This is a genomic window from Chitinophaga sp. (assembly GCF_036569185.1).
GTDB lineage: Bacteria > Bacteroidota > Bacteroidia > Chitinophagales > Chitinophagaceae > Chitinophaga.
In genome coordinates this window covers 1-24,538 of record NZ_DATCRD010000387.1, presented here as the reverse complement: position 1 = coordinate 24,538, position 24,538 = coordinate 1, and the positions used below count along the sequence as shown (strand labels likewise).

The 24,538-nt window shown below is 46.1% G+C and carries 18 protein-coding genes; 5 read left to right on the top strand and 13 right to left on the bottom strand.

Translation table 11 applies throughout. The annotated features are described in order from the left end of the window. Positions 1-44: 44 nt before the first annotated feature. Positions 45-1,691, bottom strand: a complete 1,647-nt coding sequence (locus tag VIM72_RS29175; protein WP_332006330.1) for a CTP synthase — start codon at positions 1,689-1,691, stop codon at positions 45-47. 333 nt (positions 1,692-2,024) lie between these two features. On the opposite strand from VIM72_RS29175, the gene VIM72_RS29170 reads away from it, so the two are divergent. Continuing rightward, positions 2,025-2,549, top strand: coding sequence for an acyl-CoA thioesterase (locus tag VIM72_RS29170; RefSeq protein ID WP_332006329.1), 525 nt, complete (start codon positions 2,025-2,027; stop codon positions 2,547-2,549). 211 nt (positions 2,550-2,760) lie between these two features. Here the strand turns inward: VIM72_RS29170 and VIM72_RS29165 are convergent, their stop codons facing one another. Next, complete coding sequence (locus VIM72_RS29165; RefSeq protein ID WP_332006328.1) at positions 2,761-3,417, bottom strand: HD domain-containing protein; 657 nt, start codon at positions 3,415-3,417, stop codon at positions 2,761-2,763. Positions 3,418-3,492: 75 nt separating this feature from the next. On the opposite strand from VIM72_RS29165, the gene VIM72_RS29160 reads away from it, so the two are divergent. Beyond that, positions 3,493-3,834 carry a DUF488 domain-containing protein gene (locus VIM72_RS29160; RefSeq protein WP_332006327.1) on the top strand — a complete coding sequence of 114 codons (342 nt, stop codon included), beginning with the start codon at positions 3,493-3,495 and terminating at the stop codon, positions 3,832-3,834. Here the strand turns inward: VIM72_RS29160 and VIM72_RS29155 are convergent, their stop codons facing one another. Genes VIM72_RS29155 through VIM72_RS29145 form a run of 3 tightly spaced genes read right to left on the bottom strand, consistent with a single transcriptional unit; the run spans position 3,835 to position 7,345 of the window. Further along, positions 3,835-4,428 (bottom strand): precorrin-2 dehydrogenase/sirohydrochlorin ferrochelatase family protein, encoded by a 594-nt coding sequence (locus tag VIM72_RS29155; protein ID WP_142683462.1) that lies wholly within the window; start codon positions 4,426-4,428, stop codon positions 3,835-3,837. Next, complete coding sequence (cobA, locus tag VIM72_RS29150) at positions 4,428-5,204, bottom strand: uroporphyrinogen-III C-methyltransferase (protein WP_332006326.1); 777 nt, start codon at positions 5,202-5,204, stop codon at positions 4,428-4,430. Before cobA ends, VIM72_RS29155 begins: the two co-directional genes overlap by 1 nt. A 29-nt stretch (positions 5,205-5,233) precedes the next feature. Continuing rightward, positions 5,234-7,345: a nitrite reductase gene (locus VIM72_RS29145; RefSeq protein ID WP_332006325.1), complete on the bottom strand. Its 2,112-nt coding sequence runs from the start codon at positions 7,343-7,345 to the stop codon at positions 5,234-5,236. Between the two features lie 563 nt (positions 7,346-7,908). Between VIM72_RS29145 and hxpB the strand changes: the two genes are divergently transcribed. Next, positions 7,909-8,571, top strand: a complete 663-nt coding sequence (gene hxpB, locus VIM72_RS29140) for a hexitol phosphatase HxpB (protein ID WP_332006324.1) — start codon at positions 7,909-7,911, stop codon at positions 8,569-8,571. Positions 8,572-8,647: 76 nt separating this feature from the next. Here the strand turns inward: hxpB and VIM72_RS29135 are convergent, their stop codons facing one another. Together VIM72_RS29135 and rpsA are read right to left on the bottom strand one after the other, a co-directional pair. Further along, the gene (locus VIM72_RS29135; RefSeq protein ID WP_332006323.1) at positions 8,648-9,100 is read right to left on the bottom strand and encodes a hypothetical protein; all 453 of its coding nucleotides are present in this window, start codon (positions 9,098-9,100) and stop codon (positions 8,648-8,650) included. A 303-nt stretch (positions 9,101-9,403) separates the two neighbouring features. Continuing rightward, entirely contained in the window at positions 9,404-11,308 is a 1,905-nt protein-coding gene (gene rpsA, locus VIM72_RS29130; protein ID WP_332006322.1) for a 30S ribosomal protein S1, read from the bottom strand. 356 nt (positions 11,309-11,664) lie between these two features. On the opposite strand from rpsA, the gene VIM72_RS29125 reads away from it, so the two are divergent. Both VIM72_RS29125 and VIM72_RS29120 read left to right on the top strand, forming a co-directional pair. Continuing rightward, positions 11,665-12,543: a rhomboid family intramembrane serine protease gene (locus VIM72_RS29125; protein ID WP_332006321.1), complete on the top strand. Its 879-nt coding sequence runs from the start codon at positions 11,665-11,667 to the stop codon at positions 12,541-12,543. A gap of 36 nt (positions 12,544-12,579) precedes the next feature. Next, on the top strand, positions 12,580-13,803 hold the full coding sequence (locus VIM72_RS29120; protein ID WP_332006320.1) for a 4-hydroxy-3-methylbut-2-enyl diphosphate reductase: 1,224 nt from the start codon (positions 12,580-12,582) through the stop codon (positions 13,801-13,803). 267 nt (positions 13,804-14,070) lie between these two features. Here the strand turns inward: VIM72_RS29120 and VIM72_RS29115 are convergent, their stop codons facing one another. The 6 genes from VIM72_RS29115 to VIM72_RS29090 all read right to left on the bottom strand — a co-directional run bounded on the left by VIM72_RS29115 (position 14,071) and on the right by VIM72_RS29090 (position 23,998). Then, complete coding sequence (locus VIM72_RS29115; protein ID WP_332006319.1) at positions 14,071-14,835, bottom strand: LytTR family DNA-binding domain-containing protein; 765 nt, start codon at positions 14,833-14,835, stop codon at positions 14,071-14,073. A gap of 46 nt (positions 14,836-14,881) precedes the next feature. Beyond that, complete coding sequence (locus tag VIM72_RS29110; RefSeq protein WP_332006318.1) at positions 14,882-16,834, bottom strand: tetratricopeptide repeat-containing sensor histidine kinase; 1,953 nt, start codon at positions 16,832-16,834, stop codon at positions 14,882-14,884. Between the two features lie 640 nt (positions 16,835-17,474). Continuing rightward, positions 17,475-18,164: a (d)CMP kinase gene (cmk, locus tag VIM72_RS29105; RefSeq protein WP_332006317.1), complete on the bottom strand. Its 690-nt coding sequence runs from the start codon at positions 18,162-18,164 to the stop codon at positions 17,475-17,477. Positions 18,165-18,277: 113 nt separating this feature from the next. Beyond that, entirely contained in the window at positions 18,278-19,846 is a 1,569-nt protein-coding gene (locus tag VIM72_RS29100; protein ID WP_332006316.1) for a T9SS type A sorting domain-containing protein, read from the bottom strand. Positions 19,847-19,867: 21 nt separating this feature from the next. Then, entirely contained in the window at positions 19,868-22,057 is a 2,190-nt protein-coding gene (locus tag VIM72_RS29095; protein ID WP_332006315.1) for a hypothetical protein, read from the bottom strand. A 78-nt stretch (positions 22,058-22,135) separates the two neighbouring features. Further along, positions 22,136-23,998 (bottom strand): hypothetical protein, encoded by a 1,863-nt coding sequence (locus VIM72_RS29090; protein ID WP_332006314.1) that lies wholly within the window; start codon positions 23,996-23,998, stop codon positions 22,136-22,138. Positions 23,999-24,538: the final 540 nt, after the last annotated feature.

Below are 24,538 nucleotides of genomic sequence, written 5' to 3'. Positions count from 1 at the left end.
ATCCTGAGTCAGACAACATCCGCGGCAATCGCCGAAGGCGATCCTTACTTGGCGATCGTCTCCTCTATTTTGGCTTTGCCGTTTTTAGCCTCCGCGTACTGCTTCGCCGCCTTGATAAAGGATACGAATACAGGCGCAGGGTTTTCCACGGTGCTTTTCAGTTCAGGATGGAACTGTACGCCCACAAAGAACGGATGGCCAGGTAATTCGATGATTTCAACCAGGCCGCTTTCGGGGTTCTTACCGGAAAGTACCAGGCCCGCATCTTCAAACTGCTGAAGGAAGTCGTTATTGAATTCATAACGGTGGCGGTGTCTTTCGCTGATACTGGTGCTGCCGTATATTTCAGCTGCTTTGGAACCTGGCGTAAGTTCGCAGGCATAAGCGCCCAAACGCATGGTACCGCCTTTGGCGGTAACTTTCTTCTGCTCTTCCATGAGGTTGATCACCGGATGAGCGGTATCAGGGTTCATTTCCACGGAATGCGCATCTTTCCAGCCAAGTACGTTACGGGCATATTCCACTACGCTCATCTGCATACCCAGGCAGATACCGAAGAACGGCAGCTGGTTTTCACGGGCATACTGGATAGCGGTGATCTTACCTTCAATGCCGCGGTGACCAAAGCCCGGAGCTACCAGGAGCCCGTCGAGGTTCTTCAGTTTTTCGGCTACATTTTCAGGCGTAATATGTTCTGAGTGGATATTTTGTACAACTACCTTGCATTCGTTCAGGGAACCGGCGTGTATAAATGATTCCAGGATGGATTTGTAGGCATCCTGCAACTCCACGTACTTACCGATCAAACCGATGGTCACCTTGGATTTGGGATACTTCAGTTTATCCAGGAACTCGCGCCATTTAACCAGTTCAGGTTCTTTTTCCACGGGTAATCCCAGTCTTTTCAGTACGGATACGTCAAGTTTCTCGCGCATCATTTCCAATGGTACTTCGTAGATAGTGGGAACGTCATTTGCTTCAATTACAGCATCTACCTGTACGTTACAGAACAGGGCAATCTTCTTTTTCAGATCGCGGTACAGTGGTTCTTCTGTACGGCAAACAATGATATCGGGATGTACGCCATATTCGCTCAGCAGGCGTACAGAGTGTTGTGTAGGTTTGGTTTTCAGCTCTTTAGCCGCACGCAGGTATGGGATCAGTGTAAGGTGTACTACCAGGCAGTCTTCTTCACCCAGCTCCCACTGCAACTGGCGAACGGCCTCAATATAAGGGAGGGATTCAATGTCGCCCACGGTACCGCCGAGTTCCGTAATAACGATATCAAACTTGCCATCTTTACCCAGCAGAAGGATACGGCGTTTGATTTCATCTGTAATGTGAGGGATTACCTGTACGGTTTTACCGAGATAGGCGCCTTCCCTTTCCTTGTTGATCACTGTCTGGTAAATACGGCCGGTGGTAACATTGTTGGCCTGCGACGTGGGCGTATTCAAAAAACGTTCGTAGTGTCCGAGATCCAGATCGGTTTCTGCACCATCTTCCGTTACATAACATTCACCATGTTCATAAGGGTTTAATGTACCCGGATCCACATTGATATATGGATCAAATTTCTGAATAGTCACTCTAAAGCCGCGCGCCTGCAATAATTTTGCAAGTGAGGCAGCTATAATTCCTTTACCCAAAGAGGATGTAACACCTCCTGTAACGAAGATATATTTTGCCATAAAACTAAAATTCTGCTAAGAATACTTGACCTATAAATGGGGAAGTGCCGGACTGCGTTTGGTGTAAAACCGATCAAGTAAACTACTTCCGAAGGTCATGCAAAGTTACACAAATTTGCTTCGCTCCCAAGTTTTTTACGGCAGCGCTTTATTTGTTTGTTAATTTTTCGGAGATTCTATTCAGCTCTCATCACTGATCTGTAGCGCGTTTTAAAGAATTTTCAAGTACCGGAAATTATTTGTTAAAAACCTTTAGCCGGTGTAACCCCGCTGTAAATGCGTGCGCGACTATAAATATATAAACAGTAAATTTGCGTCCGAAATACATTAAAGATGACTTTAACGCCAAAGAGAGCCCAAGACTCACTGATACAGATGACCGAACTGGTTTTACCGAATGATACCAATACATTCGGCAATCTTATGGGAGGCCGTTTGATGTACTGGATGGATATTGCCGCAGCACTGGCCTGCATGAAACACTGCAGCGCTCCCGTAGTAACCGCTTCTGTAGATAATATATCTTTCGAAAATCCCATTAAACTGGGAAACGTGGTACATATTGAATCCAAAGTAAGCCGGGCCTTCAATACCTCCATGGAAGTACATATGAGGGTTTGGGGAGAAGACCCCGTACAACAGTACCGTTATAAATCAAATGAGGCTTTCATGACCTTCGTAGCCCTGGACCCTAACGGTAATTCCCGCCCGGTGCCAGGTATCATCACCGACACAGAAGAAGAAAAAAGATTATATGATGGTGCTTTACGCCGTCGCCAGCTCCGCCTGATCCTGGGGGGCAAAATGAAACCCGAGGATGCGGATGAGCTCAAAGCGCTCTTCTTTGAGAAGATCTGACGCGGATTTTGTCTGACTCAGGATTACACTGATTATACTGATTAATTTGATTGATCATATATGATTTTAAAGGATTCGGGGAGATAAAAGCGAATATATTATCCGCTTTTATCTCCCCGAATCTTTTAAAAAATCCAAAGAGTAAAAATCAGGTTAATCAGTATAATCAGTGTAATCCTGCTCCAAGACAATTTCTATCGCCGAAGGCGATCTATATCTCCCCTTGCCATTCTTTATAAAACCGCTCCAGGAACAATTCCATAAATACGTGCCTTTCCTCCGCCAGCTTTTTACCCGTGGCGGTGTTCATCCTGTCTTTCAACAGTAATAATTTTTCATAGAAATGCGTGATGGTGGGTGCGGTGCTGCTCTTATATTCTTCCTTTGTCATCTGCATATTGGGCTTCACGGCCGGGTCATACAGGGGCCTGTTTTTGAAACCTCCATAATTAAAAGCCCTTGCAATGCCAATGGCGCCAATAGCATCGAGCCGGTCGGCATCCTGTACGATGGCCAGTTCTGCGGAAAAAAAAGTCTGTTCCTGGTTGCCTCCTTTAAAGGAAATATGACGGATAATATTTTCCACCTGTGCAATAACAGCAGGCGGTACTTCCTGTGTTTGCAGGAAAGCTGCTGCTTTTGCGGGGCCAATATCTTCGTTGCCGTTATGAAATTTTGAGTCTGCTATATCGTGCAGCAGGGCGCCCAGCTCTACTACCAGCACATCGGCGGTTTCAGCGGCGGCAATATGTTTTGCCTGTTGCCATACCCTGTAAATATGCCACCAGTCGTGCCCTCCTTCTGCTCCTTCCAATTCTGTTTTTACAAAATTCACCGTTGCGGTGATCACCTGTTCATGATTTATCATAGATGCAATGATATTAATTTTCAGGAAAACAGGCACAGGAAAAACAATACGGTTTCCCGGGGGCGTTATGTAAGTATGTTACAGGCTAAACGGATTTATGACGATTATGAAGATACCGATGGCTACCGGATCCTGGTAGACCGGCTCTGGCCGCGGGGTATCTCAAAGGAGCGGGCCCATATCGACGAATGGGCAAAAGAAATAGCTCCCAGCAACGAACTGCGCGAATGGTTTCATCATGATCCAACGCGGTTTGCTGAATTCAAAACAAAATATAAACATGAATTACAGGAGAAAAGTGAAATGTTGGCCGCTATTAAAAAGAAGGCGAAACGGCAACGGGTAACTTTATTATACGGGGCTAAAGACGAAACGCACAACCAGGCACAAGTGCTGCTGGAGTTACTGAAAAAATAATTATACACCTTCGCTTTCGGGCTTCACCAATACTTCGGTGATGCTGTTAAGCTTTTTTACTTTGCTGGCAAAATCACCGCTCAGTTTTTCGCGGATCAGCGATAGTTTATTCAATACTTCATCGAGGGTATCGGGGATGGCTTCCTGTAGTACCTGCTTCAGGCGCTTGGCAATGGTGGGCGATTTGCCATTGGTAGAGATAGCAATCTTCAGGTTGCCTTTTTTTACGATAGAGCCCAGGTAAAAATCACACAACTCCGGGGTATCTGCCACATTGATCAACACTTTGCTGCATTTGGCTTTTTCCCAGATATGATAATTAAACTCCCTGTTGTTGGTAGCGGCAATCACCAGGTCCTTTCCAAGAAGGTCGCCACATGAAAATGATTTCTGAACCAACGTGATATTGGGATACTGGTGCGTTAACGCTTCCAGCTCAGGCAAAAAATCCAATGACACCACCGTAATCGTTGCATCTGCGCAATTTTCCAGCATGGCATTGGCTTTTTCCAGCCCGATATTACCACCACCTACAACAAGTACATGCAGACGGTGTAATTTGAAAAACACCGGGAATAAATGATTCTCTTCCATTATACGGCAATTTTTAGTTCCTCTGACACCTTGTTCTTCAGGGCCTGGAAAGCTTCATGGAAACTTACCACCTCCCCTATTACCAGAACAGCGGGATTGTGCAGATCGTGCGTAGCAGCTATTTCCGGCAGATCGGCTACATTGCCTACGCCCATTTTCTGGGTAGGTAGCGTACCGTTCTGGATAATAGCAGCGGGGGTTTCCCCTTTTCCTGCTGCGCTGTAGATCCCTGCAATTTCCGCCAGTTTGCTCATCCCCATCAGTACAATCACTGTAGTATTGGCCCTGATGGCGTGATCCAGGTCGCGGGATAAATTCCCGTTCTGTGTGTTACCGGTGATCACCCAAAACCCCTCGCTCACATTACGTGCGGTAACGGGGATCTTGTTCACACCAGGAACAGAGATCGCGCTGGAAATACCGGGAATCACTTCCGCGGTAATCCCAAACTGCTGAGCAAAGGCTATTTCCTCCTGGCCGCGGCCGAATACAAAGGAGTCGCCTCCTTTTAAGCGGACAACGCTGCCATAAGTTAATGCATATTTTACAATCATCCTGTTTATTTCGTCCTGGGAGTAAACATGCATCCCTGCACGCTTGCCCACAAAACGACGAAGGCAGTTAGCCGGCGCATGGTCCAGCAATTCGTTGCTGGACAATGCGTCATAAAGGATTACCCTGGCATTCTGAATAGCCTTTAACCCTTTAACAGTGATCAGTTCCGGATCACCTGGGCCTGCACCTATCAATGTGAGTTTGGGTTGTATCTTTTGCATGAGTGGTCGTGTTTTTGATAAATAAATAATTAAGCCTGTACCAGTTCGCTGGCTTTCTGACGGTATACCTGTGCAGCGTTATAAAATGACTGCGCCTGCTGGAAATAGGTTTTTGCAAAACTTTCCGTAGGCTCGTTACCGTTAATCTGCAGCACAACTGATTTAAAGTCGGGCTCAAAACTGAATTTACCGGTTGCCACAAAATGTTTATCGAAATCGTTGATGATACCAATCTGTGTATTACCGCTGATGGCTTCGCCGAGCAACAGCGCTTTTGCGCCCTGAACAAAGGAAGAGTAAGCATGGTAAATACCATCTGAGTAAGCGCCTTTAATAATAGCTGCGCTGCCCAGTTCCAGTTTTTCTTCTGCTTCCAGCAGCAGGGTAGCTACCAGGTCGATGATCACGCCGGCACATTCGCCAACGCCGATGGCTGTAGCATAGTCCTGTGCCTGGCCCCAGTCAACAAAGTCGCCCGCAGTGAGAGAGCTCAGATCAGCCAATGGTTTCAGCAGTTCGTAAAAATACTTTTCACCCTGGCGGTCGTAATATTCATTGAACAGTTCATTTTCACCGGCGTTGATTTCGTAGTCGTGCAGAAGGCTGCGCAATACATCCGGGCCACGGCGGCTGGGCACTTTAATCACTTTGTCGGCTACACGGCCAACGCCATCTCCTACAATGCCGCCACCAAGCAGTACCTGCAGGGCGGGAAGCACTTTACCTCCGCTTTTCATGGAGCTGCCATGAAAACCGATGCTGGCAATACCATGCTGACCGCAGGAGTTCATGCATCCGCTGATCTTTATTTTGATGTCTTTATTATAAACGAGGTCCGGGAATTCTTCGGTGATCACATCTTCCAGCACTTTGGCAATACCTGTGCTGCTGGAGATACCCAGGTTGCAGGTATCGGTACCGGGGCAGGCGGTGATATCCGCGATGCTGTCGAACCCGGGATCTGCAAAGCCTGCCTCTTCCAGTACACTGTAAACATAGGGAAGATTTGCCGGTGAGATGTATTTCAGCAGCAGGCCCTGGTTGGCTGTTACACGTACATCGTCGGCTATTACCGGGCGAAGGGCTTCAATGAGCTTGCGGCTAACAGCCGAACCGATATTGCCCAGCGTTATTTTAACATAGGCAGCAATGTATCCTTTTTGTTTTTGTTCAAAGGTGTTGGTGGCTTTCCAGGCTTCATACCTTTTAGGGTCCTTGATGCTGTAAGCCGGTACCGGCGCTGGTGGAGGCGGTGTAGTAGCCTGCCATGCGTCTGCATCTACCGGTACGCTTTTTACTTTTATAGCTTTATATTCTTCTTTGATAAGGCGCTCAAATTCCTCCATACCTATTTTCTGGATGAGGAATTTCATGCGGGCCTTGTTCCTGCTCGTTCTTTCGCCATAGCGATCAAATACACGCAGTACGTTTTCTATATATGGGATGACCTTGTCTGTTTCGAGGAACTCGTATACCACTTTAGCGAGAAATGGTTGTGCGCCCAAACCGCCGCCTACCAATACTTTGAAGCCACGCACTTCCTTCCCGTCGATGATCTTTACTTTAGGGATCATGCCAAAGTCGTGCATAAATGACCAGGCGGTATCCTTTTCAGAAGAGGAGAAAGCGATCTTGATCTTACGGCCCATTTCCTGGCTTACAGGGTTACGCAGGAAGTAGCGGAAAGTGGCATCTGCATATGGTGTTACATCAAATGGTTCATCCGGATCGATGCCTGCACGGTCGGATGCCGTAACGTTGCGAACGGTATTTCCGCAGGCTTCACGGATGGTGATGCCGTCTTCTTCCAGTTTGGACCATAATTCAGGGGTCCTGTCGAGGCTCACGTAGTGGATCTGTACATCCTGACGGGTAGTGAGGTGCAGGTTGCTGGTAGCATATTCATCAGATACTTCAGTAATGCGGTGCCATTGTTGAAGGGTCATTTTACCGTATGGCAGTTTGATACGGATCATCTGCACACCGGGCTGACGCTGACCATAAATACCTCTGGCCAGGCGGAGACTGCGGAACTTCTCATCGGTCACAGCGCCTTCGCGGAACAGGCGGATCTTCTTCTCCAGGTCTATAATATCTTGTTCAACAATTGGATTTTCTAGTTCTGTTCTGAAGCTTTGCATAAAAAGTATTTTCAGGTGGTGGTAAAAAGCAATTTTTATTCTGGTTGGGGTGTCGGTCTTTTTTTTGCATCAAAAAGCCCCCGGTATATTTTCGGAGGCCTCGTATAATGTTGATTTACAGTAAGCTGATCACTGATTTTCCATATTACACGCGCCTCATGGGTGTTGATGAACAACAACTGTTTCTGCAACCATTCTTTCTATCATTACCCATATTCCCTATAATTTTAGTAGAGTAATACAAAGATATAAATGCAGGCCATCTTTCCAAAACTTTTTTCAGCATTCAATAAGGCACCAAAAAGGGGGGAAATTGGCAGGGAAGGCAGGTTTACAGCAGTCCAAAGGATGCAAACCCTGATCCGGAAGGGATTTGAGACCATTCTTTTACCAGCCGCCGTGGTAGCAGTGATAACCAAAGTTTATGGCGTATAACTTATTGTTATGGGAATTACTGAAATACAGGCGCTTTCCGGGAGGGACTTTTAAGGGGCCATTGTTTCATATGCACTGTCGTCTCCCCGCATAACTTCTTATCTTTGCCGCGCATAAACGGAAAACATATGATAGATACGGTAATATTTGACATGGATGGCCTGTTGATCGATTCAGAGCCTTTGTGGGGCATAGCCATGCGGGAAGTGTTTGCTACGGTAGGCGTAAACCTCTCCCCTGAGCTAACGCATTTAACCACGGGCCTGCGTACCAAAGAGGTGGTAAGTTACTGGTATAATTACTATAAATGGGAGGGAAAGAGTGCTGAACAGGTGGTAAATGAGATCATTGACAGTGTAATACAGAAGATCAGGGCAGAAGGGCATCCGATGGAAGGTTTACAGTATATTCTTCGCTTTTTCCGGGAGAAAGGGTTCAAAATGGGGCTGGCCTCTTCCTCCCCGCTTCGCCTGATCAATGCAGCATTGGAACATTTGCAGATTAAAGACACATTTCAGGCGGTATATTCTGCCGAGTTTGAGGATTATGGCAAACCGCATCCTGCTGTATACCTGGCCTGTGCCAAAGCCCTGGGCAGCGATCCGTTGAACTGTATTGCTTTTGAGGATTCCGTAACAGGAATGACGGCAGCCAAGGCCGCCAGAATGACCACCGTAGTGGTTCCCGAAGCGCACAACCGGCATGACCCGAGATACGCGCTGGCCAATATGAAGCTGGATAGCTTACTGGAATTTAACGATGCGAAGCTGGAGTTGTTGGGGATAAGATAATCATCAATGCTATAATGATAAAATTGATAGGCCGGTTAGTGTTTAACCGGCCTTTTGCTTTCCAGGTACACCTGTTTTAGTAGGTATTTCTTGTGATATACCAGTTTTCAGCGCCTGTTGGGTCTATATACCAGATACCTTCGATCCAGTAGGTGGTTCTGTTGCCATAAACATTCTGATACCCTCTGAATACAAAATTTACAGTTCTCACATTGGAAGAGGCATTTGGGGTAAGGGTATGCTGAGTTTCTTCCTGCATATACACACCTGGAGTATTGCTCTGGATACTACCATCAATCAGATGGTTATCAGTATCATCAAACAACAGGGAGATCTTAAGGGAATGGTAAGGGCTACTGGCAAAATTGAAAAAATAGTTCTTGGTTACAACAGTGAAAGGTTTCATTACTATCGGCTTCCAAACTTTTACCGGGGCCGCAGCGGGAGAAGTTGTTTTTGCCATAGCGGGCACTACAGCGAACAGGGTGGCAGCAAGTAACATGCTACATGCAATACGGATTGTTTTCATAAATACTATAATTTATAATTAAAGAAAAACGTGGAATAATCTGAATGTTTTACGGGTGATTACCTGATGCGGGCTAAGCCATAGTTATCAGGGTTCATGTCGGGAATTTTGCTTTTTAACTTTTTAAGATGAGGATATGGTTTATCAAACAGCAACGGGGATATTCTCTACAATAAACAAATTAGATAAATAGTTTACTATTTCAAATTTTTTGCGGAGAATAATTTAACAAGACAAATTGCAGGTAAAAAAAATCCCGCTGCCTTTACAGGAGCGGGATTTGTTATTTAATGAAACAGGATCTTATTGCGCGCTTTTTTCTTCGCCGCCTTCAGATTGTTTCAGTTTTTCTCTCAGTTCAGCTAAAGCGCCGAGATCACCCAAAGTAGCTTTTTCAACTTTACCCTGGATGTTTTTCACAGCCTTACGGGTTTTGTCTGCTTCTTCTTTCTTCTCTCTTACAACAGCTTGTTTTTCTTCCGCCTGAGCTTTTTCCCAAACGCGGGTATGAGAAACCAGGATACGTTTTTCGCTGCGGTCGAATTCAATGATCATGAATTCTTTCACATCTTCCACGTTGATTGGTTTTTCATCTTCAGTTCTCAGGTGACGTGCAGGAGCATATGCTTCCAGGCCGTATTGGAGCTGAACGGTAGCACCTTTATCATCTTTCTTCACAACAGTACCTTCGTGGATAGAGTTGATCGGGAAGATAGTTTCAAAAGTGTTCCATGGATCTTCTTCGATCTGTTTGTGACCGAGGCTCAGTTTACGGTTGTCTTTATCAATACCCAGGATCACTACATCTATTTCGTTACCTACTTTAGTGTATTCAGATGGGTGGTTGAAACGTTTGATCCAGCTCAGGTCAGAGATGTGGATCATACCGCCGATACCGGTTTCCAGTTCAACGAAAACGCCATAAGGAGTGATGTTTTTCACGATACCTTTGTGACGGCTGTCAACCGGGAATTTGGTTTCGATAGTAGACCATGGATCTTCTGTCAGTTGTTTGATAGACAGGCTCATTTTGCGTTCTTCCTTGCTCAGGGTAACTACAACGGCTTCGTATTCTTCTCCTAATTTGAAGAATTCTTTAGCGTTGATAGGCGTAGAAGCCCATGAGATTTCAGATACGTGAACCAGACCTTCCACACCTGGCATGATTTCCAGGAATGCACCATAATCTTCGATGTTCACAACTTTACCTTTTACTTTAGCACCTTCGGTGATAGTAGCTGGTAAAGTATCCCACGGATGCGGGGTCAGTTGTTTGTAGCCCAGGCTTATGCGACGTTTTTCGTCGTCGAAGTCAAGCACAACAACGTTGATTTTCTGATCCATCTGCAGTACTTCGCTCGGATGGGAGATACGGCCCCAGCTGATATCGGTGATATACAGCAAACCGTCCAGACCACCCAGGTCGATGAACGCACCGAAGTCGGTGATATTTTTGATAGTACCTTCCAGCACCTGGCCTTTTTCCAGTTTGCTGATGATATCCACTCTCTGTTGTTCGATATCGCTTTCGATGAGCGCTTTGTGGGAAACAACGGCGTTGCGGATGGTTTCGTTTACTTTCACCACCTTGAACTCCATAGTTTTGCCTACAAACTGGTCGTAGTCTGTAACTGGTTTCACATCGATCTGAGAACCCGGCAGGAATGTTTCCATACCGTATACATCTACGATCAGGCCGCCTTTGGTTTTGCTGGTAACAGTACCGGTAACCACTTCGCCTGTTTTGTAAACTTCCACGATTTTTTCCCATGCACGTTTCTGGCGGGCCTGTTTACGGCTCAGGTGCAGGTTACCATCGCGGTCTTCTTTTTCCACTACCAGTACTTCCACTTCGTCACCGATCTTCAGGCCTGGTAAATCACGGAATTCGTTCAGGGAGATCAGGCCATCAGATTTGAAACCGATGTTGATCACCACGTCTGTGTTGGTTAAACCCACAACAGTACCAGTCAGCAGGCTGTTTTCTTCAAACACCTTGAAAGTGCTGTCGTAAGTCTGGTCGTACTTTTCTTTTTCTTCTTTGCTGTAAGAAGAAACGTTACGTTTGTCAACGCTCCAGTCGAAATCGTCGTGTGCAGTTTCAACTTTTGCTACAGGTGCCTTTGGTGTCGCTGTTTCAACCGCAGCTGCTGCTTGCGGAGCCTGTTGTTCAGCGTTTTGTTCGTTAGAAATGTTGTTTTCGCTCATAAAAAATTAAAAATTTTACCCGGAATACCCGGATACCCTGTTTTATGGGACGGCAAAAATACGAAAAAATACCCGTTTATACGTATTTTTATTAAAGAAAATCAACGTTCCCTGCAGTATGGACCGGCATTTTCAGATATTTTTAAAATGTATTATTAATAATTTTACTACGATAAAAAATCAAACTGCATAAACGGGCATTTTTTTTGACGCGGGAAGAACCGGCAGCCGGATTAGTTGTTGTTAACAAGAGAGGGAAAAAGTGATATTCATTTGCAGTGAACGACCTTATTTTTCATGCATTCAAAATGTTAATTACAATTATTAAATCCCGGATTTTATTTTAATTTGTGTATATGAACGGGACCTCATTTCAATCGGATATTCGTTACTGGCTAAGGCAAGGAAACACAGTCAACCATTTGCTTTTCTGGAATATCGTCGTTTTCCTGGGATTAAATATTCTGCGACTTATTGCGTTCATCACCAAACAGCCCGCTCCTTTTGACTGGACCTACGAGCAACTGGCCATGAACGTGCCGCTGGGCGCATTTATACTAAAGCCCTGGGGACTGGTTACTTACATGTTTACCCACGTAGGGATCTTCCACGCCCTTTTTAACATGATCAACCTGTACTGGTTTGGGAACCTGTTCAGGGATTTCCTCGGCAACAGGCGGGTGCTGCCCCTTTACCTGCTGGGTGGTATAGCCGGCGGGTTATTGTACCTGCTGAGTGCCAGTCTTTTTCCTGAATATGTAGGCAGTACCATGGTAGGCGCTTCCGCCGCTATCATGTGTATCCTGGTGGCTTCCGCTACCTTGATGCCCAATTTCGAGATCGGCCTCATGTTCCTGGGCAGCGTAAAACTGAAGTGGCTGGCCATGGCCCTGGTGCTGCTTGGACTGATTTCCATACCTGATGGTAATATCGGCGGGTTGATTTCCCATATGGGAGGATCCCTGCTCGGTTTCCTTTATATCCGTATCCTGCAGGCGGGCACCGATCTGTGCCAGCCCCTGATATGGCTGTTTGATTTCAACAACCGCCGCCAGCAAAGGTCTGCAACCCATAAGTTCAAACCAAAGAAATCGCCGCTGAAAGTGGTAAAGAAAGCGGAAGATAAAGACCCTTCCAGGCTGGATCAGCTGCTGGATAAAATCAATGAAAGAGGCTACAACAGCCTCAGTGCAGAAGAAAAAGCATGGCTGGACAAAGTGAGCAAAGAAAACTGATTAACTTTGCCTTTTAATTTTCCGTTATTCTGACACATGAAAACATTCAACGTTCCGGTTATATATCGCAGCCCGCTGATCAGTGCCATTAAAAACCAGCGCAAACAGCAGGACCGCATGAAAAAGGACTTCACGCCTACTGAGCTTGATTTTGGTCCTGTCAGGATTTTACTGGCCAGGCACTTCGGGTTCTGTTATGGTGTGGAAAACGCCATCGAAATTGCCTTTAAAACAGTGGACGAAAACCCGGGCAAAAGGATCTTCCTTCTTAGTGAAATGATCCATAACCCGCACGTGAACAACGACCTGCTGGACCGCGGCGTTCAGTTTATTATGGACACTGCCGGCAAACAGCTGGTTCCCTGGGAAAGCCTGCAACCAGATGATATTGTGATCATCCCTGCCTTTGGCACTACCCTTGAAACCGAACAACAACTGGCCTCGCTGGGTATTGAGCCGCTCAAATACAACACTACCTGCCCGTTTGTAGAAAGGGTCTGGAACAAGGCAGACCAGATCGGCAAGAAAAACTATACCGTAATAGTACATGGTAAACCCAAACACGAGGAAACCAGGGCCACTTTTTCACATAGCGCCTCCGGCACTCCCACCGTGGTGGTAAAAGATATCAAAGAAGCAGCACTGCTGGCTGAATTCATTACCGGCCAACGCCCCCCGGACGAGTTTAACACCCTCTTCAAAGGACAGTATTCACCGGGCTTTAACCCGGCTACCGATCTTCAACGGGTAGGCGTAGTAAACCAAACCACTATGCTGGCTACCGAAACACAGGCGATTGCCGACTATATCCGGCAGGTGATGATAACACATTTCCAGCTTACGGAAGCCACCGCGGGAGAACGGTTTGCAGATACCCGCGATACGCTCTGCTATGCTACAAACGATAACCAGACTGCCGTTACCGGTATGCTGCAGGAACCTGCCGACCTGGCGATCGTGGTAGGCGGATACAACAGCTCCAATACATCGCACCTCGTGGAATTGTGCGAAGAAAAGCTGCCTACTTACTTTATTTCATCTCCCGAAAAAATACTATCCGCAAACGCTATTAACCACTGGGATTTTCATCACAAAGAAGAGATCAGCCACGATAGTTTTTTACCGGAAAAAGAAAAAGTAACTATCCTGCTCACCAGTGGCGCATCCTGCCCGGATGCCCTGGTAGAAGGAGTGATACGCCGCCTGCTTTCCTTTTACCAACTGGAGCATAAAGCAGATGAAATGGCTATAATTGATTAAAATCATCTATCTGTATAAGCATAGTTTAAAAATCATCATAACAAAAAAGACACCTGATGGTGTCTTTTTTCTTTGGGGCTAATCACGCTAGTAATGCAGAGTATAAAATCTTTATATTGTGGTTATATTGAAATCGTACTTCAAAAGTAGTTTATCTGTAATATGCCCGCAATAGCCATTTATTATATGGTAGGTAATTAATTATAACTGGCATAAAAACGAATAAAATCGGAATGCCACTTTTAAGAATCCCCTGAGAATCACCACTTAAAACTGCATTGCCTTTTTCAGGAAGTCTGCTTTGCGTCTTCTGGACACTTCTACCTGCGTACCATCACTCATGAGCGCAAACCCGCCCTCCCCCTGGATATAAGATTGCATTTGCTGCATATTTATCAGGTGGGAATTGTGCACGCGGAAGAAGTCCACATCAGACAACAACTCTTCAAACTCTTTCAGTGGTCGGGATACCATCAGGTTTTTCTTGTCGGTAAAAAAGATGCGGGTATAGTTACCGGTAGATTCGCAACGCACAATGTTCTGCACGGGCATAAACACCAGGCCGTTAATAGTGGGCAACGCAATTTTCTTATGGGTTTGCTGCATGGTTTTCATATTCTGCAGAAACACCTCCATAGGAGATATGCCCTGGTCTTTTGGCCTGTTTAATTTCTTCTCCCTGCACTTTTCCAACGCATCCTGCAACTCCTTTACGCTAAAGGGTTTCAGCAGGTAATCCAGTGCATTGAACTTAATTGCTTTCAGGGCGTATTGTTCATATGCGGTGGTAAAGATAACATCGAAGTATATCTTATCAAATAGTTTCAGCAGCTCAAACCCGTTCTGGTAAGGCATTTCCACGTCCAGGAATACCAGGTCAGGCTGCAGGTCGTCTATCAGTCCCTTTGCTTCCCTCACACTTTTGGCCGAGCCGCTCACCTGTACACCGGGACATTTTTTTTCCAGCATCGTTTGCAATGCATCAATGCAGTGTTGCTCGTCATCAATGATGATAGCTTTTATTTCGCTCATACAAGTAGCTTTTGTTAGCTGTTAGCTATCAGCTGTTTTAGGTTTATCAGAATATAAACTCCGCAGGTAAAATGATGGTCACCTTTGTACCGGTGGCCTTTCCGGATTCATCTTCCAGATCTGTGACAGTTACCTTTGCTTCTTTGTTATTGATTTTCCGGATCAGGTCTATCCTGCCTTCCGTTACTTTCATGCCTACAGAATTATGTAACTTTCCTTTCTTATCTTTTATTTCCATTGCTTTCTTCCGGCCTATCCCGTTGTCTGTGATAGTACATACGAGGCTTCTTTTCTGTAATACAATTTCGATATCCAGCAGGCCCTTTTCATCCGGGTGCTTATGTACGAGCCCATGCCAGATGGCGTTTTCCACATATGGTTGTAATATCATAGGAGGTATCAGCACTTCTTCGTCATTAATTTCCGCATCTACCAGGAACCGGTATTCAAAGATACCGTTACAGCGCAATGATTCCAGGTCAAGATACAACCTTAATGATTCCAGTTCCTTATTTAATGTAACAAAAGTATGCTGGGTATTATCGAGGATGAGACGCATTAACCGGGAGAACTTGGTCAGATAATCGGACGCCTCTTCCTGGTTATTGCTCCAGATGTACCGGTGGATGGAACTGAGGGAGTTAAAGATGAAATGCGGGTTCATCTGGGAGCGCAGCGAACGCAGCTCCAGTTGCAGGGTTTGTTTATTGGCTTTCAGGTTGCGGTGGCGGATATAAAAAAGGCCGCCCACAATAGCCATCAGCAGGAATGCCGCCAGGGCAAAGGTGATCACCACATTACGCCTGGTACGCAGCTGGCTTAGCATTTTATCATGTTCAAGGCTGCGGATCTGGTTATCTTTCCGGTCTACCTCGTAAATGGTTTGCATCTGGGTAAGGGCCATGGCCGACTTTTCGTCGAGGATGCTGTCTTTGTACAACAATGATTTATCAGTAGCTTCCAGCGACTTTTTAAACTCCCCGTTATCTTTGAAATCGGCAGCCAATGCCTTATAAGCATCCATCAGCATGGCTTTAAAGCCCCAGAAAGTACTGATGTCTATCGACTGCATTATATTTTTCCTGGCCTCATCGTGCTTCCCCTGTGCGCTGAGCAGCTTGCCTATACTTAAATAGCTTTCTGCTACGTGCACCTTATCATCCACTTTATCATTTACCTCCAGCGCTTTTTTCAGGTATTCCATGGCAGATACATAGTCCTTTTTTTCCTTGTAGGCAGCGCCGAGGGCATTGTAGCATATGGCCATACCAATGGGCCGGTCCATTTTCTGGTTAATGGCGAGGGAGCGTTTATGATACTGGATAGCCATGTCCAGTTTATTCAGGCCCTGGTAAGCGAATCCGAGGTTGCCGAGGTTAATAGCCACTCCCAGCTGATTGTTGCTTTTCTCTTCCAGTGCAAGGGCACGGGTAAAATGGGTAATGGCATCTTCGTATTTTTCCGTAGAAAGCTGGATGTTTCCGATGCTGTTGGTAGCTACGCAAACATTGCGGATATCGTTGATCTTCTCAGCAAGTATCAGGGCTTTCAGGTGGTAGTCAAATCCTTTCTGTAATTTATCCTGCCGGCGGCAATCTACCCCTGCATTATTCAATGAGAACACGATGAGAAAGGTGTCTTTCGCCTCTTCTGCGGCTTTGAGGGCTTTTTCGTGGTAGTCTTCCGCAACAATGTACAGTGATTTATTCCGTTTTGCAGTGCCCAGTTCATTGTAGGCCAGCGATACTCCTTTAGGATATTTGAGCTGGAGTGATAAGGTGAGGGCTTCCTGCCAGAAGGGGTTTTCTATTTTATGCGTTTCAAAAAAACGGTTATTCTGTCCGCCTTTTTTCAGCAGTACCGATACTTTGCTGGTATCTGAAGGGAGCCGGTGAATTGAGTCGAGCTGTTGGTATATCCGCAGGGAGTCCTGGGCTATCGCCTTAAAACAGGCCCCCGACAGGAGCAAGTATAGAAAACATACACCTTTTATAGACATTGGCTGGTCTGTGTGACTACACAAGTTAAAAAAGAATTACGAATAACATGTAGCGATTTAAAGATATCCGGTTAAACCGGGGTTGCGCTATGGGCCATTATACACACTGACAATCAAAAGATTAAAAAAAGCGAAAGGGCGAAAGAATTCGCCCCTTCTTCCTATTAACCGAATACACCTACTGAAAATATGGAACGGCTATGGCGTGCCACGCCATCCCACATTACCTTTAAATGTCTGCCGGCAGCGGTTATACCGGAACAGACTGTATTTTATATATAGCAACATTATAGTCGGTTAATAGCAAAGGGTCCTTTTGGATATAGCTAGGATAAGACCTTCCCCGGAAGCACGATATATAATAACGCGTCTTACGCACTTGTTCTTAATGTCTTATACAGGTCCAGCCACACTTTATCAACAGCACAATGACTTGTCCATACAAAAATTACCTAAGCAGTATTTTTCAGGGAGGATCAGGTTCAGGTATGCGGAAATCGTCAATATAAAGCTGACATCATTCGGGCATGAAAATAAAATTCTACTGGAAATTCGGGAGGATGTGGAAAAATTATTGGGTTGGTGACTAACAGTCACACAACAAATGTATAAAAGAGTTTTAATAAAAGAAAATAATATTTTACGAGGAGTGCGCCATTATAGCGTCTTCCACCCATTGCATCACCAGCTGAAGCTGGTCATCGAGGTTCAAGTGGCTGTTATCCAGGATAATAGCGTCTTCCGCCTTGCGGAGCGGGCTTATTTCCCTGTTGGCATCTATATAATCCCTCAGTTCGAGGTTCTGTTTTACTTCTTCCAGGGTAATATTCTTATTCTTTTCATAAAGTTCTTTAAACCTGCGCTGTACGCGGATAGTGATATCGGCGGTCATAAAGATCTTCAGTTCTGCATGGGGAAATACCACTGTACCAATATCACGGCCATCCATCACAATGCCTTTGCGGGCGCCCATTTTTTTCTGCTGGGCTACGGCCAAGTCACGTACTTCTTTCACAGCGGCTACCTCGCTTACCTTTTCGGCTACAATCATTTCGCGGATCAGGTGTTCTACATTTTCGTTGTTGAGGTACATTTCGCTGACACCGGTAAGTGAATTAGGCACAAAATCCAGGTGCACATCTTTTAATGCATCAGCTACTGCCCCATGCGACAGCCAATCGATCCTGTTCTGAATAAAATAAAGGGTAATTGCACGATACATGGCGCCGCTGTCAATGTAGGTATAGTTCAGCTTTTTAGCCAGTTGCTTGGCCAAAGTGCTTTTGCCACATGAAGAGTAGCCATCTATCGTGATGATTATTTTTTTCAAAACTATCTGTTTAAATGAATCGCCTGTCGGGAAGAACCCTACAAAATTGGGGGAAATCTCCGAGAAAATCAAAACAAAAGGCTGGAATTTCCCGCAGGGGAAACTCCGGCCTTTTATTGTGCAACCACCACTTTGCAGGTATAAGCTACTTTCATGGTGTCTTTATGGTAGATAACAAGGAAGTAAACGCCTGATGGCAGGTCCGAAATACTTACATCGGCATCCCTTTTCACTTCATACTGGCGCATTACCTGGCTCCAGGTATCGTGCAGCTGCATGAGCATATCCCCGCGGATGCCACGGATGGTGACCCTGAAATTACCATTGTTAGGATTCGGGAATACCTTGATCTGTACAAACGGAGGCACGGCGCGTACTTCAGAATAGATAACCTTTCCATTCCGGCCTATTGCTTTGATGCGGTAATAGGTCCAGTCGTCATAATCATTCACATCCGGGAAGGTATAGCTCAGCGGCACGCTGCTATTACCATTAATAGCTTTTGTAGGCAGTACGCCCATTTTCACGAATTGTTCCTGCCGTTCATAGCGGCGTTCTATTTCAAAGGTGGCATTATAGATTTCGCGGCTGGTGGTCCAGTCCAGCTGCACCAGCACCGGCGCAGTTCTGAAAGCCTCAAAGCTGAGGAACATGGCCGGTTTGGCGGAACCGATCAGGGCAGTTTTTGTAAAGTATTCGCTGGCGCCCAACCCATCGAAATGCCGGAGGTGCATAGTGGCCGGCTGAGTCATGGCAGTAGTGGTTAATGTGCCTGGTAATGGTTGAGTGGTAATAGAGGGTACGGCATCCCATACGCCGCCAACGAAGCGGGTAATAAAGCTGCTGTCGCGTGAGGTAGCATATGCCGGCAATTCGCTTACATCCATATGTTGCAGGATCACATCCACTTCTCCCCCACTGTTATCTACCCGCCGGATATTCCAGGATTTATTCACAAAGCTGTCTGTATAAGCAGCGCCGCCGGCGGCTACCGTGAATACGCTGTCGTATACACGGGCGCCTATCATATCTTTTGCACCGGTAATAAGCACGGCGGCGGGTGAATAATTATAATCGTCTGTTCCTACAGGGAACACTACTTTTCCGTTTACGTTAGTGATGGCAGCGCGGTAAAGCAATCCACCGGCAATGCCTTTTCCTGTTACCACATAACGATAGTCGTTGTAGCCGGTGATAGAGCCGGGTGTTTTATCACCCACCTGGAGATTCCAGCCATTCAGATAAATGCGGCCGCTGGCGAAATGCAGGTTGTTCCTGATCTTCAGGTCACTGAAATCCTCCAATTGCAGGCCGGCGGGATTATTAAGCTGCAGGTTGGGAAAGCTGGTGCCTGTTCCGCTGATGAAGCTGTAAGCGCCAAACACCCGTTGCTTACCGGCGCCTGAAAAAAGGAAGGTGCCACCGGTGCCGGAGTTACCGTCCGGACTTTCGTCCGGGAGCGTAGCACCATTACCGTTAGTCCATAACCTGCTGAGAATATAAAAGGTGGCGTTGGGATTAGAGCCAAGGATACCGTTATTCGTCATATCAGCGAAGATGCCCACGTTGGTATTACCGGAAAGCCATACGGTAGCGCCGGCAGGGATGTAAACGCCTTGCTGGGCGAAGAGGCGTATGCCCGCTCCGAGCAACAACCATATGATTAAACAATATCTCAGCACAATAATTATATTCTGATTGTATCAATAGTTCTCTGAAATAATATACCAATTCGTGCCATCGGATTGAAAGGAGAAGCATCGCCTGGTTTCTGTGCCCAAAGCAACAGATGCCCCTACGCCATCGATGTTTCCGCTGGGTGTGGTCATTGTAATGGTCCTTGTATTAAATCTCTTTATGTTATATACCCTACCCTTGCTGGTAGCAGGTGCCGGCAGGGTAATCGTAATATTATTATTCGTATTTACAATAAGTGTGTAATCCGCTGCCGTAAGGGTATAGGTTGTTGCAGTGGTGCCTACTGACTTTATGGGAAAAGTTGTACCACCGGGAGCTGCTGTGGCTACCCATTCGGTACCATCGAACTGTAATACCTGGTCGGTGACCGGCGCAGTGCTGTTTATGTTCACTCCGTTCAGCTGCTTTGCATTCCAGATATTACTGGCGCTATTGGCAGCTAATGTACCTCCGGTGATTTTTAATGTAGATGCATCCAGCGCAACATTACCAATATCCCCCACTGCATCGCGGCCCATCAGATCTGTTGGCGAGCCGGCGCTTCCCGTCAAACGCATGTCGCCGTTCACATGCAGCGTCCTTGCGGGAAGTGCGGTAACACCGATACCCATTTTCCCGCTTTGCAGGCGCATCATCTCTTTGGTAGCAGGTGTGGCGTTGAATGTATAGCTTTTAAAAATAATTGGCTCATCTCCATCATCCCCGATAATAAAGTCAAATCCACCATTATTGGCAGTACCTGTTGAACCAAATTCAAATAAGTCTGTGCCGGCGGCACTTCCTTTCATCCTGAAATTGCCATTAGCATCTACATAAAACATAGGTTTATAGAAGCTCGCACCTGCTGCTTCGAATTGTAATGCAGACCTGAGATAGGTTACCTTCTGATTGGGATCTGTATAGTCGGGATAGGTATCAGTTAACCCTAAAAGATCGCGCCTTCCAAACTCCAGGTACGATTGATTATTGGATTTGATCACCATTTTAACATCGTCGTTGGTACCGAGCGCAGATCCCGCTGGTGCAGCAGTGTTACCTGTCATCAGCCAGTTAACAGCGGCTAAATTCTCGGTAACAATTACATCTCCCGTGCTATTGATAGACAATACTTTGGAGTTGGCTGTTCCCGGTGTGGCCGCCGCAATATTTGATAACCTCAGTCCTGAAGTAAATGCTGAAAAAGCCGGAGTTGTCACTTGTGGTCCCGCAATTTCCAGGCGGTTAGCGGGTGAGCTGGTACCCAGCCCTAATGATGAATTAGCATCATTCCAGAAAAACCGGGTTTTATTCTCCGAGATAACGCCTCCCGCTCCGGCAAAAAGTACAGACCCGGGTGTAAGCGCTTTCAGTGCCAATGTACCGGCGGATCCGATAATACCGTTACCTGTTATATTAAAACTGGCAGTTTGAGCAGTGGTTGTATTTTGAATATAGTTGCTGGAATTAGCTGGCATCACTACCGCTTTCGCAATCCACTGCGTACCATTAAAAGTAAGCACATCATTATTTGCAGGAGCGGTACCAAACAACACATCATAATCAGCAATTTTATTGGCGTTCCACAGTTTAGTACTGTTCTTTACTCCCAGCTGCCCGCCTGTGATGGATAAATTATTATCGATGCTCAGGGAGCCAACGTCCCCGCTGGCGTCCTTTCCCAATATTTTTATGGGCGTACTAACGTCATTGGATACACGCAATGAGTAAGTTTGCAGTCCTTCAGTAAAATTTTTTAATCCTTTGAACGACTGCGCGCTATAGTTAACAAACCCCGGAGCGGTTTGAGAGGCATCCGGAATAGTAAGGGTATGGATGCCGCCGGCAGTGGAAAAGCCAAAGGCGCCGCCCGGCGTATATACCGCTTTAATTTCCTGTGTGGGGGAAGAACTGTTGTTAATAGATTGAATGGCAGTACCGTCTGCTATTAATTTTGTCCAGTAGTTATTGGCGCGGACACGGAAGGTATTATCAGATTCCAGGTAGATGATCATCCCGTTTACAGGCGAAACGATCTGGTTGGTATCCGCGATACGGGAAAGGAGGAGCGCCTGCTTTTTACTTTCCAGTTCAAGTAAAGCAGATTGTTTTACCAGAGAAGGATTAGTTCCCAGCTTTAACTGTTGCGCCGCCAGCTGCTGATTGCTTAAACAAAACAGCATTGCAGCACATACTTTCATAAGCCCTTGCAGCTTCATACATCAACATTTAAGGAATGTACCCAAAGGATGGAACGGCTATGATTTTCACATAGCCGTTCCTGTTATATTCTCAGCTTATTTCTTGATTACGTACCAGTTTGTTCCGTTCGACTGGAGCGTGTAGAAGGTCCAGTCGTTGTAGATGGTGAGTTTGGCGCCACCTTCCAGGGTACCACCGGCAGAAGTGATCTGCACATCATTGTTGATCTGGGTATCGTCCGGTGCAGATGCCGCGGGTATTTTTTTAATGGTATAAATACGTCCGGTGCAGGTGGTTGCATCCGGCAGTACTATACTGCTGGCGGTGCCGGCGCTTACAAGGATGGTATTATCCGTTGCCGCTACGGTGTAGGTTGCGGCGGTTACAGTGGTGATAGACATAGATACAGAACCGCTTACCTGTAAAGTGGAATTGCCGATGTTATTGGTATCGCCGATATGTACATTTTTTTTGATGGACACTTCGTCGCCGAATTTCTTCGCGCCGGCAAAACTCTGTGCGGCATTGCTCACCAAACCACCGGTGGTAGCGGGCGAAGCAACAGGAATACTTACAGTTACTTCATCTGCCACCTGTGCTACTGCCAGGTCAAGACCCGCATGATTTGATTTAAAGGTAAGATCCTTAAATGCGGTGGCCGAGAGTTTTCTCTTTACCACATTACCGGAAGTGGCGTCGCGGAGCAATACCACATCCTGGGTGGTTCCATCCGCAATGTTGGTGAGCACTACGTTATTGTCGAGCTGTGCATTGCCTTTTACCTGCAGGTCATTATCCAGGGTAGCTTTACCTGTAACACCGAGGGTATTTGCCAGTTTAGTGGCGCCTGTTACATCCAGGGTGCCTGCCAGGGCAGAATTGCCTCCTACAGAAAGATTGCTGGCGGTTCCTGGTAACGACAGGTTACCCGTGATGGTAGAGTTGCCTGTGATAGTGGCGCCATTTGCCAGTACGGTTAAGCCGGTTCCGAACTGACCTTTTTTCAGGATGGTCAGGTCTTCGTTACCTGTAACCGACTGCAGGAAGGTTTTCAAACCGTCGAACGACTGTGCACCGGTCGACACTGCACCGGGATGTGTAGCGTCTGCGGCATGCAGGATCAGTTTAGGCGCTGCTGCCGGGTTGGTATTGTCGATCGAAAGACCTTCGGCTACCGGTGAAGCATCGAATGCCCCGATGATCATTGCCAGCGTGGCTTTATCAAAACGTTTGTAGTCGGCAAGACTAAGCAAACCTGCTGTTACTTCCCCGGCGCCGGTCAGACCTTTCTGTGTGGCGATGGTGAGCACATGCGTGTCTGTTCCGGTGGTAGAAAAAATATAGTCGTTCGGGGTAGCCGCCGGCGCTGCGGTGGTCAGTTTCTGATCCGCTGCAGTTAAGCCATTGAGCTTGTTGATCGCTGTAGTAAAGGCAGTTTCAGAGATCTTACGTTTGCTGATCTTCCCGGTGGTGGGATCTATCAGTAATACATCTACACCGCTGGTCACCAGGTCCAGCGTTTTCAGAAAAGCGTACCCATTGTCGATCACGAAACTTTCCACATTGTTTGCCTTAAGGGAAAACGGTACATTGGTGGTGGTTCCGATGAAATCGCCGGCCGTACCGGGATTTCCCCTGAGCCCCCAGGTATTGGCTACATCACCGGAGTTAGCCATTTTTTGCCAGTAGCCGTGATTCCTGACATAAAAACCTTCTTCCCCGGCTTTTTTCAGGTAGATGACCATACCATCCGGTGGCGTTAAGCCTGTGATACCAACGGTATCTGTTAAACGTGGCAGCAATAAACCTTGTTTGTCTGCGTCCAGATCGAGGATAGCGGATTTTTCTATCGTAGTGGGGTTCTTACCAACTTTCAGCTGTGCATTTGCCTGTGAAGCGATCATGCCCACACCGCCAACCAGCATTACCCGTGCTGCGATACGTAGAGATTTTCTCATAGATATAAGGATAAATAGTTAATGTCAAACACACCTCCGGCATTAATATTTGCCGGTGTGACAGTAATAAGGATAGACAGATTCGATTAGAGGTATAAGGAATTCATCGGCCATATTTTATATTAATCTATATAATAATTAAAATATTAAATCGTTATAATTTAATAAATAAATAATTACATAGATAATATTAAATACATAATGCAAATGTGATATATTATGTCATTTTAAAAATGACATGATCATACCATTTTAGTTTGAATAATTATTCCAGGCGGGTATCTCCACCTCACCAATTACAGGCATCAGGGTACGGTAAACGGGCTGAAGGGAGCATATAGGAAGCGTTATAAAGCTCTTACATGGATATGTTTGTTTAAACTAATCCAGTATAGGCGTGATGGTTAACATGTTCATGTTACAAACGGAGAAATGAAGCTACCATGTTTTTCCGGACAGATAGCCAAAATATAAAAGGGCTGACCAATACCTGGTCAGCCCTTCATTTATTTACTGCGTAATTACTTACGCTTCTGATTT